Source organism: Rhodococcus sp. KRD175, assembly GCF_017168275.1.
Lineage (GTDB): Bacteria > Actinomycetota > Actinomycetes > Mycobacteriales > Mycobacteriaceae > Rhodococcoides > Rhodococcoides fascians.
On the sequence record NZ_JABFAQ010000002.1, the window covers coordinates 310,370 to 325,908 of the forward strand.

The following is a 15,539-nucleotide window of genomic DNA, read 5'->3' on the forward strand; positions in this document are numbered from 1 at the left end:
CCGCACGTGGCCGATTGTGTGTCGGGGCCCACAGGTTCGCAGTGGGGGCGGCGCAGCCGAGGCTCCCGATCCGTTGACGGCCGACCAGTAATGTCGGGAACATGTCTGCTGATTTCGGCGCCCGCCGCGGTGCCTTGCGAGAGCTGTTGACCCAGGACGGCCTCGACTCGATTCTGATCACCGACCTGCTCAATGTGCGCTACCTGACCGGCTTCACCGGCTCGAATGCCGCGCTGCTCGTGTCGACCGGAGGTGACGAGCGAACAGTGATCTGCACCGACGGCCGCTACGTCACCCAGGTCGCCGAGCAGGTTCCCGATCTGCGCGCAGAGATCGACCGCCCGTCGGCGCTGCACCTGCTCGGTTCCGGTATTTCCGGTCGCGGCACCCGTGTCGGCTTCGAGAGTCATGTGGTCACGGTCGACGCCCATCGGGCGTGGGCCGAGCTCGACGGCGGCCTCGAACTGGTGCGTGCGCCGGGAGTCGTGGAATCGCTGCGCATGGTCAAGGACGAGTACGAGGTGGGTGTGCTTCGAGACGCGTGCCGCGCCGCCGACGACGCGCTCGCCGAGCTTCTGAGCGGCGGCGGGATTCGCGCGGGCCGGACCGAGCGTGAGGTGGCTCGCGAGCTCGAATCGCTGATGCTCGATCACGGTGCCGACGCCGTCTCGTTCGAGACCATCGTTGCCGCCGGGGCGAACTCCGCGGTGCCGCATCACCGGCCGACCGACGCCGTACTGGCCGAGGGGGACTTCGTGAAGCTGGACTTCGGCGCGCTGGTGGCCGGGTACCACTCGGACATGACGCGCACCTTCGTCATCGGCGAGCCGGCGCAGTGGCAGCGCGAGCTGTACGAACTGGTGCAGCGGTCGCAGGCCGCAGGTCGCGAGGCGCTGGCACCCGGTATCGAGACCGCTTCGGTCGACGCCGCATCGCGGTCGGTCATCGAGGAGGCAGGGTACGGCGAGTACTTCCTGCACGGGCTCGGTCACGGAGTCGGCCTCGAAATTCACGAAGCGCCGGGAATCGCGAAGTCGAGCACCGGTACACTGCTGAGCGGTGCAGCGGTCACCGTCGAACCGGGTGTCTACTTCTCCGGCCGCGGCGGCGTTCGGATCGAGGACACACTCGTCGTTCGCGACGAGGGTCCGGAACTGCTCACCCTGACAAGCAAGGAACTCACGTCCGTCTAGCGCGCGGGCGGGAGCGAATCCCGCACGTGACCGACGGCGCGTCACGCGCACAAACGATTGAGGAGACGCGAAGCAAGTGGCTTCCACCAGCGATTTCAAGAACGGACTGGTTCTCAACCTGGAGAACCAGCTGTGGTCGATCATCGAATTTCAGCACGTCAAGCCCGGTAAGGGGCCTGCGTTCGTGCGAACCAAGCTCAAGAACGTGCTGTCGGGCAAGGTCGTAGACAAGACGTTCAACGCCGGTGTGAAGGTCGAGACCGCAACGGTCGACCGACGCGACATGACGTACCTCTACCACGACGGTAGCGACTACGTGTTCATGGATGCCGACACCTACGATCAGCTCTCCATCGGTGAGGCGACCGTCGGCGACGGCGCGCGATTCCTGCTCGAGAACCTTCGCGTCCAGGTCGCGATGCACGAGGGCGTCCCGCTGTACGTCGAGCTGCCCGTCACCGTCGAGCTCGAGGTCAAGCACACAGACCCCGGCCTGCAGGGAGACCGCTCGACCGGTGGCACCAAGCCGGCCACGCTCGAGACCGGAGCCGAGATCTCGGTGCCGTTGTTCATCAACACCGGCGACAAGCTCAAGGTCGATTCCCGTGACGGCAACTACCTCGGGCGTGTGAACTCCTAACGTGTCATCGAAGAAGTCGACATCCTCCGGTTCGCAGAACGGCGTCCCCGGCGCGAAGAAGCTGGGTGCGCGCCACAAGGCCCGCAAGCGTGCCGTGGATTTCCTGTTCGAGGCAGAAGCGCGCAACGTCGACCCGGTGAATCTGACCAGCGAACGGATCGAACTCGCGCGCGGCGACGACACGATCGCACCGGTCAGTGAGTACACCTCCACGCTGGTCGAGGGGGTGGCAGAGAACCTGGACCGACTGGACGGCGTGATCGCCGATCATCTCAAGGATTGGACGATCGGCCGCCTGCCCGCAGTCGATCGGGCGATCTTGCGGGTCGCGGTGTGGGAGCTCTTCCACGCCACCGACGTCCCACCGGTCGTTGCTGTCGACGAGGCCGTCGAGCTGGCCAAGCAGCTGTCCACCGACGATTCGCCGGGCTTCGTCAACGGTGTACTCGGCCAGATCGTGCTCGTGGCACCGCAGGTTCGCGCCGCTGCGGCAGCTGTGTCGTCGCGTCCCCAGGCCGCAGGCCCGGACGATGCGACGGTCGACTCCGATCAGTGACACACCCGTCCACGGCAGTGTGACCGAACGCTCTGCGAGCCTGGTGGGTCCGGTTCGCAGAGCGTTGCTAGGCTTTACGCAGTTCTAGTGCCAGACATCCTTTAACGATCCGTCCAGAGAGGCGGAGAAGGAGGTCGTAGTTTGCCTGCGCCCGAAAGTTCATCCGCCGATTCTGCCGTCCGCGAGTTGCTGTCCGCAGCCGATGTAGGTCGGACCATCTCTCGTATGGCTCACCAGATCATCGAGAAGACCGCGCTCGACGCTCCCGACTCGCCGCGTGTCGTGCTGCTGGGCATTCCCACTCGCGGTACCACTCTGGCCGAGCGTCTCGCCGAACGTATCGAGGCGTTCTCCGGCGTGCGGCCCCCGCTCGGCTCGCTCGACATCACCCTGTACCGCGACGATCTGCGCAACAAGCCGCACCGTCCACTCGAACGCACCTCGGTGCCGACCGGCGGAGTCGACGATGCCCTGGTCGTTCTGGTCGACGACGTGCTGTTTTCCGGCCGTACCGTCCGCTCGGCGCTCGACGCGCTGCGCGATGTCGGACGCCCTCGCGCCGTCCAACTCGCGGTCCTGATCGATCGCGGCCACCGCGAACTTCCCCTCCGGGCGGATTACGTGGGCAAGAACGTGCCCACGGCCCGCTCCGAGGACGTCTCGGTGCTGCTCTCCGAGCACGACGGGCGGGATGGCGTCAGCTTGTCCGAGGGAGGATCGACGCGATGAAACACCTGCTGTCGGTCGCCGACCTCACCGCAGAATCCGCCACCGAACTACTCGACGAGGCCGAACGTTTCGAGCAGGCACTGCTCGGTCGCGAGGTCAAGAAGCTGCCGACATTGCGCGGCCGGACGATCATGACCGTCTTCTTCGAGAACTCCACCCGAACACGGGTGTCGTTCGAGGTCGCGGGCAAATGGATGAGTGCCGACGTGATCAACGTCAGCGCCAGCAGTTCGTCGGTATCCAAGGGGGAGTCCCTCCGCGACACTGCGATGACCCTGCGTGCGGCCGGTGCCGACGCACTCATCGTCCGCCACCCTGCGTCCGGTGCCGCGCACCAGATCGCCCGGTGGACCGCCGACCAAGGCGCTGGTCTCGATGGTCGTTCCGCTGGTGCCGGTCCTGCGGTCATCAATGCGGGCGACGGTACCCACGAACACCCCACTCAGGCGCTACTCGATGCCCTGACGGTTCGGCAACGCCTGGGCGATATCTCCGGTCGCCGGATCGCGATCGTCGGCGATGTTCTGCACAGCCGGGTAGCGCGATCGAACGCGATTCTCCTGTCCACCCTCGGAGCCGACGTCGTGCTGGTAGCGCCACCGACTCTGCTGCCGGTCGGTGTCGAGGGCTGGCCGGTTCGGGTCTCGCACGACATCGATGCCGAGCTACCCGGGTTGGACGCGGTGTTGATGCTTCGGGTGCAGGCCGAGCGGATGAACGGCGGGTTCTTTCCGTCGGCGCGGGAGTACTCGATCACGTACGGGCTTTCGCAGCGCCGACTCGACTTGCTGCCCGAGCACGCCGTGGTGCTGCATCCGGGGCCGATGCTGCGCGGTATGGAGATCGCGTCCTCGGTGGCTGACTCACCCAAAACTGCAGTCTTGCAACAGGTTACGAATGGAGTTCACGTGCGGATGGCAGTCCTGTTCCGATTGCTGGTCGGTTCGGACGGGGGAGCATCATGACCGCTCCGGCACCGTCGGTACTGCTGCGTGGAGTCCTGCTGTACGGCGAGGGCCCCGAAACGAACGTCCTGATCACTGGCGAGGAGATCGTCGAGATCGGGCCTGACGTCGACGCCGACGGTGCCGACGTGGTCGAGGCGCGCGGCCAGGTTCTGCTGCCCGGATTCGTCGACATGCACACCCATCTGCGGGAGCCCGGTCGGGAAGACACCGAGACCATCGAATCCGGCTCCGCCGCAGCCGCTCTGGGCGGGTACACCGCCGTGTTCGCCATGGCCAACACCTCGCCGGTCGCGGATTCGGTCGTCGTGACCGACCATGTGTGGCGCCGCGGACAGGAAGTCGGGCTCGTCGACGTGCACCCCGTCGGGGCCGTCACCGTGGGGCTCGAAGGCAAGCAGCTGGCCGAGATGGCCACGATGGCTGCCGGGGTCGGTCGGGTCAAGATGTTCTCCGACGACGGCCACTGCGTCGACGATCCCTTGATCATGCGTCGCGCACTGGAGTACTCGAGTTCGCTCGGAGTGTTGATCGCCCAGCATGCGGAAGAACCGCGATTGACCGTCGGTTCGGTCGCTCACGAGGGTCCCAACGCCGCCCGGCTCGGTCTCACCGGATGGCCCCGTGCCGCCGAGGAATCGATCGTCGCGCGCGATGCCCTGCTCGCTCGGGACGCGAATGCGCGGGTGCACATCTGCCATGCCTCCACTGCCGGCACCGTCGAGTTGCTGAAATGGGCTCGGGGGCAGGGAATTTCGATCACCGCCGAGGTAACGCCCCATCACCTGCTCCTCGACGACTCGCGTCTGGAGACGTACGACGCCGTCAACAAGGTGAACCCGCCGTTGCGCGAGAAGTCCGACGTGGACGCGTTGCGCAGGGGTCTTGCCGACGGCGTGATCGATTGCGTGGCAACCGATCACGCACCGCATGCCGAGCAGGACAAGTGCTGTGAGTTCTCCATCGCGCGGCCCGGGATGCTCGGACTGGAGACCGCGCTGTCGATCGTCGTCGACACGATGGTGAACCCGGGTCTGCTGGACTGGCGCGGTGTGGCGAGGGTCATGAGCGAACGTCCGGCCGAGATCGTCGGCCTGGCCGATCAGGGCCGTCCGATCGAGGTGGGCGAAATCGCCAACCTGACGCTGGTCGATCCGAAGGCCGACTGGACGGTGTCGGGCAAGAAGCTCGCCAGCGTCGCACACAACACACCGTTCGAGGACATGAGCTTCTCGTCCAAGGTGACCACGACCGTCTTCCGTGGACGTATCACCGTCCGCGACGGAGTCGTGGCGAACAGGGCAGGGGAGTAGAGCCGTGGACAGAGTTCTCATCGTCATCGGCTTCATCCTGTTCTGGGCGCTGATGATCGCGCTGATCTTCCGGGGTTGGCGCGGGCGTCAGAAGCGTCAGGAAGGACGCATCGGCGAGTTCCCGGCCGTGCCGGACGACCTGGGTGCCAACCGAATCCAGCCGGCCACCGGGCTCTACGTCGGCAGCACCATTGCGCCGAGTTGGCAGGACCGGATCGCCGTGGGCGACATCGGCCACCGCGCCACCGGCGAGCTGTCACGACACGAGAAGGGAATCCTCCTCGATCGGGACGGCGAGTCACCCATCTGGATTCCGAACGAATCGATCCGGGCGATCCGTACCGAGCGCGGACTCGCGGGCAAGGTCATGACCAAGGACGGTCTCCTGGTGATCCGATGGGAGTTGCCGACGGGGACCGAGATAGACACCGGCTTCAGGGCCGACGACAAGCAGATCTACCCGGTGTGGACAGAGGGTTTCACCGGAGAAACCAAGGAGGAAACCGCGTGAGCAGCGCAGTTCTTGTTCTGGAGGACGGCCGGACGTTCCGCGGCACCACGTTCGGGGCCCAGGGACGCACGCTCGGCGAAGCCGTCTTCTGCACCGGTATGACCGGATACCAGGAGACGCTGACCGATCCGAGCTACCACCGCCAGATCGTGGTGGCCACGGCTCCGCAGATCGGTAACACCGGCTGGAACCAGGAGGACGGCGAGGCGGCCAGTGCCCAGGATCCCAACAAGATCTGGGTCGCCGGTTACGTCGTTCGAGATCCAGCGCGCCGGACGTCGAGCTGGCGCTCGACCGGAACGCTGCAAGACCAGCTCGAGGCGCAGAACGTCGTCGGCATCGCCGGAATCGACACGCGTGCCCTGGTTCGGCACCTGCGTACGCGCGGTTCGATGCGGGCGGGAGTGTTCTCGGGCGACGCCCTTGGCACCTCTGAAGAGATGCTCGAGCAGGTGACCGGTCAGCAGTCCATGCTCGGCGCGGATCTCGCCGGCGAGGTGACCACCGGTGCCGGGTACACCATCGAACCGACCGGCGACGCTCGATTCACCGTCGTGGCAGTCGATCTCGGCATCAAGACCAACACTCCACGAATGTTCGCCGAGCGCGGTATCCGCGTGCACGTGGTGCCGTCGAACACCAGCATCGAGCAGGTTCTCGAACTGAACCCGGACGGTGTGTTCCTGTCCAACGGCCCGGGAGACCCGGCCACGGCAGACACGAGTGTCGCGCTGACAAGGCAGGTACTCGAACGAGAGCTGCCGCTGTTCGGCATCTGCTTCGGCAACCAGATCTTCGGGCGGGCACTGGGTCGCGGCACGTACAAGATGAAGTTCGGCCACCGCGGCATGAACATCCCGGTCATCGAGCACACCACCGGTCGCATCGCGATTACCGCGCAGAATCACGGGTTCGCACTCGAAGGTGAAGCCGGCGAGGAGTTCGACACCGACTTCGGTCGAGCACGAATCAGCCACACCTGCGCCAACGACGGCACCGTCGAGGGCGTCGAGCTGATCGGCGGCAGCGCCTTCTCGGTGCAGTACCACCCCGAGGCCGCGGCCGGCCCGCACGACGCCGCCTACCTCTTCGACCGTTTCACCAGCGTCCTTCAGGAGAAGAAGTAATGCCACGCCGCACAGACCTGAACCACGTCCTGGTCATCGGATCCGGCCCGATCGTCATCGGCCAGGCCTGCGAGTTCGACTACTCCGGCACCCAGGCGTGTCGAGTGCTTCGTGAGGAAGGCCTGCGGGTCAGCCTCGTCAACTCGAACCCGGCCACGATCATGACCGACCCGGAGTTCGCCGACGCGACGTACGTCGAGCCGATCACCGCGGAGTTCATCGAGAAGATCTTCGCTCGCGAGGCCGAGCAGGGCCACCCCATCCAGGCCGTACTCGCGACCCTGGGCGGACAGACGGCTCTCAATGCTGCTGTCGCTCTGCACGATCAGGGCATTCTCACCAAGTACGGCGTCGAACTGATCGGTGCCGACTTCGACGCGATCCAGCGCGGCGAGGACCGACAGAAGTTCAAGGACATCGTCGCCAAGGTCGGTGGAGAATCCGCCAAGTCGGCCGTCTGCTACACGATGGACGAGGTACGCGAGACCGTCGCCGAGCTCGGTTTCCCGGTCGTCGTCCGGCCGTCGTTCACGATGGGTGGGCTCGGTTCGGGATTGGCCTACAACGACGAGGACCTGACTCGGATCGCGGGAGGCGGCCTGGCGGCGTCCCCGACGGCCAACGTGCTGATCGAGGAGTCCATCCTCGGCTGGAAGGAATACGAGCTCGAGCTCATGCGTGACGGCCGCGACAACGTGGTCATCGTCTGTTCCATCGAGAACGTCGACCCGGTCGGCGTGCACACCGGTGACTCGGTCACCGTTGCGCCCGCGATGACGCTGACCGACCGCGAGTACCAGAAGATGCGCGACCTCTCCATCGACATCCTGCGCGAGGTGGGCGTCGACACCGGTGGCTGCAACATCCAGTTCGCCATGGATCCGGCCGACGGCCGACTGGTCGTCATCGAGATGAACCCGCGCGTGTCACGCTCGTCGGCTCTGGCGTCCAAGGCCACGGGCTACCCGATCGCCAAGATGGCCGCCAAGCTGGCCATCGGGTACACCCTCGACGAGATCGTCAACGACATCACCAAGGAGACGCCGGCCTGCTTCGAGCCGACGCTGGACTACGTGGTGGTCAAGGCACCGCGATTCGCGTTCGAGAAGTTCCCCGGTGCCGACGGCACGCTGACCACGACGATGAAGTCCGTCGGCGAGGCGATGTCCATCGGCCGCAACTTCACCGAGGCCTTCGGCAAGGTGATGCGCTCGCTCGAAACCAAGCGCGCGGGCTACTGGACCGGCCCTGAGGTCGAGGCAGAAAGTCTGGACGCGTTGCTGAAGGACCTGTCCGTTCCGCAGGACGGTCGGATGTACGGGATCGAGAAGGCCTTCGCTCTCGGTGCCACCCCCGAGCAGCTGTTCGAGGCGACCAAGATCGACCCGTGGTTTCTCGACCAGTTCCAGCAGATCCACGAACTCGGCGTCCAGGTTCGCGAGGCGGCCGAATTCGACGAGGCGCTGCTGCGTCAGGCCAAGTACCACGGTCTGTCCGATCGCCAGATCGCCGCTCTGCGACCCGAACTCGACGGTGAGGACGGAGTGCGGGCGCTGCGCGACGAGCTCGGTGTGCACCCGGTCTACAAGACTGTCGACACCTGTGCGGCGGAGTTCGAGGCCAAGACCCCGTACCACTACGGCACCTACGAGCTCGACCCCGAAGCCGAGACCGAGGTTGCCCCGCAGCCGGACCGGCCCAAGGTCCTGATCCTCGGATCCGGTCCCAACCGCATCGGTCAGGGCATCGAATTCGACTACAGCTGTGTGCACGCGGCGCTGACGCTGTCCGAGGCCGGCTACGAGACGGTCATGGTCAACTGCAACCCCGAGACCGTCTCCACCGACTACGACACCGCCGATCGCCTGTACTTCGAGCCGCTGACGTTCGAGGACGTGCTCGAGGTGTACCGGGCCGAGGCGGCGTCGGGAACGGTGCGCGGGGTCATCGTGCAGCTGGGCGGACAGACCCCGCTCGGTCTGGCGAAGCGACTGAAAGCCGCAGGCGTACCCATCGTCGGAACCTCTCCCGAGGCCATCGACCTCGCCGAGGACCGCGGAGAGTTCGGCAAGGTACTGGACGCGGCAGGACTGCCGGCAGCCAAGTACGGCACCGCGACGACGTTCGACGGGGCGCGTGAGATCGCCGCAGGAATCGGTTACCCGGTGTTGGTGCGCCCGTCGTACGTGCTGGGCGGACGCGGTATGGAGATCGTCTACGACGAGGCATCCCTGGCGACCTACATCTCCAATGCGACGGAGATCTCGGACGACCGACCGGTGCTGGTCGACCGGTTCCTGGAAGATGCCGTGGAGATCGACGTCGACGCGCTGTGCGACGGCACCGAGGTGTACATCGGCGGCATCATGGAGCACATCGAGGAGGCCGGCATCCACTCCGGCGACTCCGCATGTGCGCTCCCGCCGATCACGCTCGGCAAGACCGACTTGGAGAACGTGCGTCGATCGACCGAAGCCCTCGCGAAGGGAATCGGTGTCCAGGGCCTGCTGAACGTGCAGTACGCCCTCAAGGACGACATTCTGTACGTCCTCGAGGCCAACCCTCGGGCCAGCCGGACGGTGCCGTTCGTGTCCAAGGCGACGGCCGTGCAGCTGGCGAAGGCCTGCGCCCGAGTGATGTTGGGGGAGAGCATCGCCGAACTTCGGATTGCGGGAATCCTGCCGGAGACCGGAGACGGTGGCACCGTCCCGGCGGGTGCGCCTATCGCCGTCAAGGAAGCGGTGTTGCCGTTCAACAGGTTCCGCCGCGCGGACGGAACCGGCGTCGACACACTGCTCAGCCCGGAGATGAAGTCCACCGGTGAGGTGATGGGTATCGACTTCGATTTCGGCACTGCCTTCGCCAAGAGTCAGACCGCCGCGTACGGTTCGCTGCCCGCCGGCGGTGCAGTATTCGTGTCGGTGGCGAACAAGGACAAGCGGTCGTTGATCTTCCCGGTGAAACGACTCGCCGATCTCGGGTTCGACATCCTGGCCACCGAAGGAACCGCAGATGTGTTGCGGCGCAACGGAATCAAGTGCGAGCAGGTGTACAAGCAGTCGGGCGAGGATGTCCCGGAGGGTGAGCAGACGATCGTCGACCGCATCCTGGCCGGCGACATCGCGATGGTCATCAATACCCCGTACGGCAACTCCGGTCCCCGCGTCGACGGATACGAAATCCGTTCTGCCGCTGTGGCGCAGAACATTCCGTGCATCACCACGGTGCAGGGTGCGTCGGCCGCAGTGCAGGGCATCGAGGCCGCCATCGCCGGTGGAATCGGTGTTCGTTCCCTGCAGGATCTGCATGCGGGTCTGAAGGAAGGCCTGGTTCTGCCGTGAGTCATCACCACAGTTGGTCGGACCGGCTCCGGGCAGCGGTCGCCGCGCGCGGTCGGCTGTGCGTCGGCATCGATCCGCATCCGGCTCTGCTCGAGGCGTGGGACCTGCCGCGCTCGGCGGACGGTCTCGAGGTCTTCGCCGAGCTGTGTGTGGAGGCGTTCGTCGGTGAGGTGGCTGTCGTCAAGCCTCAGGTGGCGTTCTTCGAGTCGTACGGTTCAGCCGGCTATGCGGTTCTCGAGCGCACTGTCGGGGTGTTGCGGGACGCAGGCACGTTGGTGATCGCCGATGCCAAGCGCGGCGATATCGGAACGACGATGGATGCGTACGCGCAGGCGTGGCTGGAGCCGGGTTCTCCGTTGTCGTCCGATGCCGTCACGGTGTCGCCGTACCTGGGGTTCGACTCGTTGGGTGCGGCGATCGACCGAGCTGTCGCAAACGACCGCGGTGTGTTCGTCCTTGCCCGGACGTCGAATCCGGAAGGTTCCGCGCTGCAGCACGCGTCGATGTCGACGGGTGGGTCCGTTGCGCAGTCGATCGTCGACGCGGCGGCTGCGCGCAACCGTGTCGATGCGGACACGGTGGGCCTGGTGGTCGGCGCCACCCGCGATCACGGCCTCGATCTGTCGGGCTACCGCGGGCCGGTGCTCGCGCCCGGCTTGGGTGCCCAAGGTGCCACGGTGAACGATCTGGCAGAGATCTTCCGTGATTGCCGAGAGCTGCTGTTGCCGAACTCCTCTCGGAGTGTGCTGGCGGCGGGTCCGTCGGTGACGGCGTTGCGTGCGGCGGCGACGCAGTTGCGTGACGAGATCGAAGCGGGTCTCGCATAGTCCATGGTCGCGTCGGCGAGCGTGTGGGGGTGGGTTAGCGGTGAGCGCCCGTCGTCGGTACGGTCGCTAACGCTGCCGACGACAATGCGAATCGACCGGGAACCCCTGCACGGATGGTCCTCGGCAGGCACCTACCGATGAGCGGCGTACCGATCCTGATCGGACCGGTCGCTCGCCCCGAAACGAGAAGACGGAGGAACCGACAGTGGCCCTTCCCCAGTTGACCCCCGAGCAGCGCGCTGCTGCCCTCGAGAAGGCAGCTAGCGCCCGCAAGGCTCGCGCCGAGCTCAAGGAGCGCCTCAAGCGCGGCGGCACCGACCTCAAGCAGGTTCTCAAGGACGCCGAGACGGACGAGATTCTCGGCAAGATGAAGGTATCCGCATTGCTCGAGGCGTTGCCGAAGGTGGGCAAGGTCAAGGCCGCGGAGCTGATGACGGAGTTGGAGATCGCGCCCACTCGTCGACTGCGCGGACTCGGGGATCGGCAGCGCAAAGCGCTGTTGACGAAGTTCGATTTCGAGGCCTGACGACGGTGAGTGACACTGCGGCGACGTCCGCGCCGGAGAAGAAGCGGGGCCGGTTGGTGGTGCTGTCCGGCCCTTCCGGCGTCGGCAAGTCCAGTGTCGTTCGGCTCGTGCGCGCGGCGCTACCGGAGCTGGTCTTCAGTGTGTCGGTCACGACGCGATCGCCGCGGCCCGGCGAGGTGGATGGTCAGGACTACCACTTCGTGTCGTCCGAGGAGTTCGACCGGATGATCGCCGACGGTGAGCTGTTGGAGTGGGCGAGTATCCACGGCGGCCTGCAGCGGTCGGGAACCCCTGCAGCCGCAGTGGACGCCGCTCTGGAAGCCGGCAGTCCGGTGCTGCTCGAGCTCGATCTGGCCGGTGCGCGTGCCGTTCGGGTGTCCAAGCCGGAAGCCCTGCTGGTGTTCATGGCACCGCCGACGTGGGAAGACCTGGTCTCTCGTCTGGTAGGTCGAGCGACGGAGGAGAGCGCCGCCACCGAGCGGCGGCTGGAAACGGCGAGGGTGGAATTGGCGGCACAGGACGAGTTCGACACGGTCGTTGTCAATACCGATGTCGACCATTCGTGCGAACAGTTGGTATCCTTGTTGGTCGGTAGGTCGTCGGTCGGTAACAGCTGACCATATTCACGGCGCACGAGGCCCCGACCAGCTAGTTCGTAGCACCAACGATGCAATTTCAGGAGATCATCAGTGAGCAGCACTTCAGCGGCCGTTTCCGACTTCGACGGACGCAGCGCTCTGCCGGCCTACGACACGCCGCTCGGCATCACCAATCCACCCATCGACGAATTGCTCGCGCGCACCTCGTCGAAGTACGCCCTCGTCATCTACGCAGCCAAGCGTGCACGCCAGATCAACGACTACTACAACCAGCTCGGTGACGGAATCCTCGAATACGTGGGACCGCTGGTCGAGCCCGGTCTGCAGGAAAAGCCGCTGTCCATCGCGCTTCGCGAGATTCACGCAGACCTCCTCGAGCACACCGAAGGCGAATAAGAACCCGACAGGGGACACCTGACGTGCATGTGGTCGTCGGAGTAGGCGGCGGTATCGCCGCCTACAAGAGTTGTGCGCTCATTCGAAAATTCACCGAGAACGGCCATCAGGTTCGAGTGATTCCGACTGCGTCGGCGCTCGAATTCGTCGGCCGCGCAACATTCGAGGCATTGTCCGGCCAGCCGGTGCACACCGGCGTGTTCGCCGATGTGCCCGAGGTGCCGCACGTCCGGCTGGGGCAGGAAGCGGATCTCGTCGTCGTCGCGCCGGCCACCGCGGACCTGATGGCTCGAATCGCGGGCGGGCGGGCGGACGATCTGCTCACCGCGACGTTGCTGACCGCTCGGTGCCCCGTCGTGTTGGCCCCGGCCATGCACACGGAGATGTGGGAACACCCGGCCACCGTCGCGAACGTCACCACGCTCCGATCGCGCGGTACCCAGGTGATCGAGCCTGCGTCCGGCCGGTTGACCGGACGCGACACCGGTTCGGGCCGACTGCCCGAGCCCGAGGAGATTTTCGCTCTCGCCATGCTGCTGACCGAACGTGCGGACGCGATGCCGCGCGATCTCGAGGGACGGCGAATTCTGATCTCGGCCGGTGGTACGCGGGAACCCCTCGATCCCGTTCGTTTTCTGGGGAATCGGAGTTCCGGCAAGCAGGGGTACGCGTTGGCTCGCGTCGCAGCCCAGCGCGGTGCCCACGTGACCTTGATCGCCGGGTACACCAGCGACCTCGAGGCACCCGCGGCGGTCGATGTGGTCCACGTGAAGACCGCGTCCGATATGCAGGACGCGGTGCGCTCGTATGCGACCGACGTCGACGCAGTGGTGATGGCGGCTGCGGTCGCCGACTTCAGACCCGAGTCCATCGCGAGCAGCAAGATCAAGAAGGGCTCGAACGAACCGTCGTCGATCCCTCTGGTCCGCAACGACGACATCCTCGCCGGTCTCGTGTCGGCTCGGCACAGCGGAGACGTCCGATCGTCGACGGTGATCGTCGGATTCGCCGCCGAGACGGGCGACGCCGACGGTGACGTGCTCACCTACGCGCGAGCCAAGCTCGAACGCAAAGGCTGCGATCTGCTCGTCGTCAATGCGGTGGGTGACGGCAAGGCCTTCGAGGTCGACCACAACGACGGCTGGTTGTTGGGGTCCGACGGCTCCGAGGCCGCGCTGGGGGAGGGCTCGAAAGCTCTGCTCGCCAGCAGGGTGTTGGATTCGGTCGCCCAGATGCTTCGCTCCCGCGATACGCGGCCCACTTCGGACACCCGCTGATGTCGAGGGTGCACGATCGATGTCGTAGCAGCTAGCGTTCTGGGTACCAGGGCGACAGCGCCGTAAAGGTTTGCGTGGCTCCCACAGGGGCGATAACACCGAGGGAACATCAATTTTCGTGGAGTGCTCGGCCGGCATCAGCCGTCGGGTCGGGCAAGAACATGCGTCGAGAGGAAGTCCGTGAGCAAGTCCGGTAGTCGGCTTTTCACCAGCGAGTCCGTTACAGAAGGTCATCCAGACAAGATCTGTGACGCCATCAGCGATTCCATCCTCGACGCTCTTCTCACCGAGGATCCGCGAGCCCGAGTGGCGGTGGAGACGCTCGTCACCACGGGCCAGGTCCACGTCGCAGGTGAGGTGAACACCACCGCCTACGCCGACATCCCGAAGATCGTGCGCGAGAAGGTGCTCGAGATCGGATACGACTCGTCCGCCAAGGGATTCGACGGAAACTCCTGTGGTGTGAACGTCGCCATCGGCGCGCAGTCACCCGAGATCGCGCAGGGCGTCGACCATTCGCACGAGGCCCGCGTCGAAGGATTGTCCGACGACGAGATCGACCGTCAGGGTGCCGGCGACCAAGGATTGATGTTCGGCTACGCCAACACCGATACGCCCGAGCTCATGCCACTGCCGATTGCGTTGGCACACAGGCTTTCTCGGAGACTGACCGAGGTTCGCAAGAGCGGTGTGCTGCCGTATCTGCGTCCGGACGGCAAGACTCAGGTCACCATCGAGTACGACGGGGACGACGCCGTTCGTCTCGATACCGTCGTGATCTCGACGCAGCATGCAGCAGACATCGACCTCGACAACCTGCTCACTCCCGACATCCGCGAGAAGGTCCTGGGCTCGGTACTCGCAGAGCTGGACGTACCGACTCTCGACACCTCGAACGTCCGGTTGCTGGTCAATCCCACCGGAAAGTTCGTGCTGGGTGGTCCGATGGGAGACGCCGGTCTGACCGGCCGAAAGATCATCGTCGACACGTACGGCGGCATGGCTCGGCACGGCGGCGGAGCATTCTCGGGCAAGGACCCGTCGAAGGTCGACCGCAGCGCCGCATACGCAATGAGGTGGGTCGCCAAGAATGCGGTCGCAGCCGGTCTGGCCGACCGCATCGAGGTGCAGGTGGCCTATGCGATCGGCAAGGCAGCACCGGTCGGTCTGTTCGTCGAGACGTTCGGCACCGAGAAGACCGATCCCGCGCGTATTCAGGCGGCGATCAGCGAGGTCTTCGACCTCCGTCCCGGTGCCATCATCCGCGACCTCGACCTGCTGCGCCCGATCTACGCGCAGACGGCCGCGTACGGTCACTTCGGACGTACCGACATCGATCTTCCGTGGGAATCCACCGATCGCGCCGACAAGCTCCGGGATGCGGCAGGCCTGTAGGTCCCTCCACTCCGGCAGCGATGCTGCCGCACGTACCCTGTTCGCACCGGCTCGGTGCTCCCACGACGAGTGTGGGGTGACGATCGAGAAGGAGGTGCGGTGGCTGGTGTGACGCCGGTAGCGGCAACCGATCTGCCGATCGCG

The 15,539-nt window shown here is 65.6% G+C and carries 15 protein-coding genes; all 15 read left to right on the forward strand.

Annotated features, from left to right (window positions below; genetic code table 11):
- Positions 1-101: 101 nt before the first annotated feature.
- A complete protein-coding gene (locus J1M81_RS02110) occupies positions 102-1,193 on the forward strand; it encodes a Xaa-Pro peptidase family protein (RefSeq protein WP_032372481.1) in 1,092 nt (363 codons plus the stop codon).
- A 76-nt stretch (positions 1,194-1,269) separates the two neighbouring features.
- Positions 1,270-1,833, forward strand: coding sequence for an elongation factor P (gene efp, locus J1M81_RS02115; RefSeq protein WP_027496978.1), 564 nt, complete (start codon positions 1,270-1,272; stop codon positions 1,831-1,833).
- Position 1,834: 1 nt separating this feature from the next.
- Positions 1,835-2,389 carry a transcription antitermination factor NusB gene (nusB, locus tag J1M81_RS02120; protein ID WP_032370491.1) on the forward strand — a complete coding sequence of 185 codons (555 nt, stop codon included), beginning with the start codon at positions 1,835-1,837 and terminating at the stop codon, positions 2,387-2,389.
- A gap of 141 nt (positions 2,390-2,530) precedes the next feature.
- Positions 2,531-3,118 (forward strand): bifunctional pyr operon transcriptional regulator/uracil phosphoribosyltransferase PyrR, encoded by a 588-nt coding sequence (pyrR, locus tag J1M81_RS02125; protein ID WP_032372479.1) that lies wholly within the window; start codon positions 2,531-2,533, stop codon positions 3,116-3,118.
- Positions 3,115-4,083: an aspartate carbamoyltransferase catalytic subunit gene (locus J1M81_RS02130; RefSeq protein WP_032372478.1), complete on the forward strand. Its 969-nt coding sequence runs from the start codon at positions 3,115-3,117 to the stop codon at positions 4,081-4,083. Before pyrR ends, J1M81_RS02130 begins: the two co-directional genes overlap by 4 nt.
- On the forward strand, positions 4,080-5,396 hold the full coding sequence (locus tag J1M81_RS02135) for a dihydroorotase (protein ID WP_027496982.1): 1,317 nt from the start codon (positions 4,080-4,082) through the stop codon (positions 5,394-5,396). The genes J1M81_RS02130 and J1M81_RS02135 overlap by 4 nt, the downstream gene beginning before the upstream one ends.
- A 4-nt stretch (positions 5,397-5,400) precedes the next feature.
- Entirely contained in the window at positions 5,401-5,907 is a 507-nt protein-coding gene (locus tag J1M81_RS02140) for a hypothetical protein (protein ID WP_032372477.1), read from the forward strand.
- On the forward strand, positions 5,793-7,034 hold the full coding sequence (carA, locus tag J1M81_RS02145) for a glutamine-hydrolyzing carbamoyl-phosphate synthase small subunit (RefSeq protein WP_371828006.1): 1,242 nt from the start codon (positions 5,793-5,795) through the stop codon (positions 7,032-7,034). The genes J1M81_RS02140 and carA overlap by 115 nt, the downstream gene beginning before the upstream one ends.
- Positions 7,034-10,375: a carbamoyl-phosphate synthase large subunit gene (gene carB / locus J1M81_RS02150; RefSeq protein WP_206497521.1), complete on the forward strand. Its 3,342-nt coding sequence runs from the start codon at positions 7,034-7,036 to the stop codon at positions 10,373-10,375. The genes carA and carB overlap by 1 nt, the downstream gene beginning before the upstream one ends.
- Entirely contained in the window at positions 10,372-11,202 is an 831-nt protein-coding gene (gene pyrF / locus J1M81_RS02155) for an orotidine-5'-phosphate decarboxylase (protein WP_032372475.1), read from the forward strand. The genes carB and pyrF overlap by 4 nt, the downstream gene beginning before the upstream one ends.
- Before the next feature lie 205 nt (positions 11,203-11,407).
- A complete protein-coding gene (mihF, locus tag J1M81_RS02160) occupies positions 11,408-11,728 on the forward strand; it encodes an integration host factor, actinobacterial type (RefSeq protein WP_206497522.1) in 321 nt (106 codons plus the stop codon).
- Between the two features lie 5 nt (positions 11,729-11,733).
- Positions 11,734-12,345: a guanylate kinase gene (gene gmk, locus J1M81_RS02165; RefSeq protein WP_032372474.1), complete on the forward strand. Its 612-nt coding sequence runs from the start codon at positions 11,734-11,736 to the stop codon at positions 12,343-12,345.
- 72 nt (positions 12,346-12,417) lie between these two features.
- Positions 12,418-12,723: a DNA-directed RNA polymerase subunit omega gene (rpoZ, locus tag J1M81_RS02170; RefSeq protein ID WP_008716576.1), complete on the forward strand. Its 306-nt coding sequence runs from the start codon at positions 12,418-12,420 to the stop codon at positions 12,721-12,723.
- Between the two features lie 23 nt (positions 12,724-12,746).
- The gene (gene coaBC, locus J1M81_RS02175) at positions 12,747-14,000 is read left to right on the forward strand and encodes a bifunctional phosphopantothenoylcysteine decarboxylase/phosphopantothenate--cysteine ligase CoaBC (protein ID WP_032372473.1); all 1,254 of its coding nucleotides are present in this window, start codon (positions 12,747-12,749) and stop codon (positions 13,998-14,000) included.
- 180 nt (positions 14,001-14,180) lie between these two features.
- Positions 14,181-15,395 carry a methionine adenosyltransferase gene (gene metK / locus J1M81_RS02180; RefSeq protein WP_032372472.1) on the forward strand — a complete coding sequence of 405 codons (1,215 nt, stop codon included), beginning with the start codon at positions 14,181-14,183 and terminating at the stop codon, positions 15,393-15,395.
- Positions 15,396-15,539 lie beyond the last annotated feature (144 nt).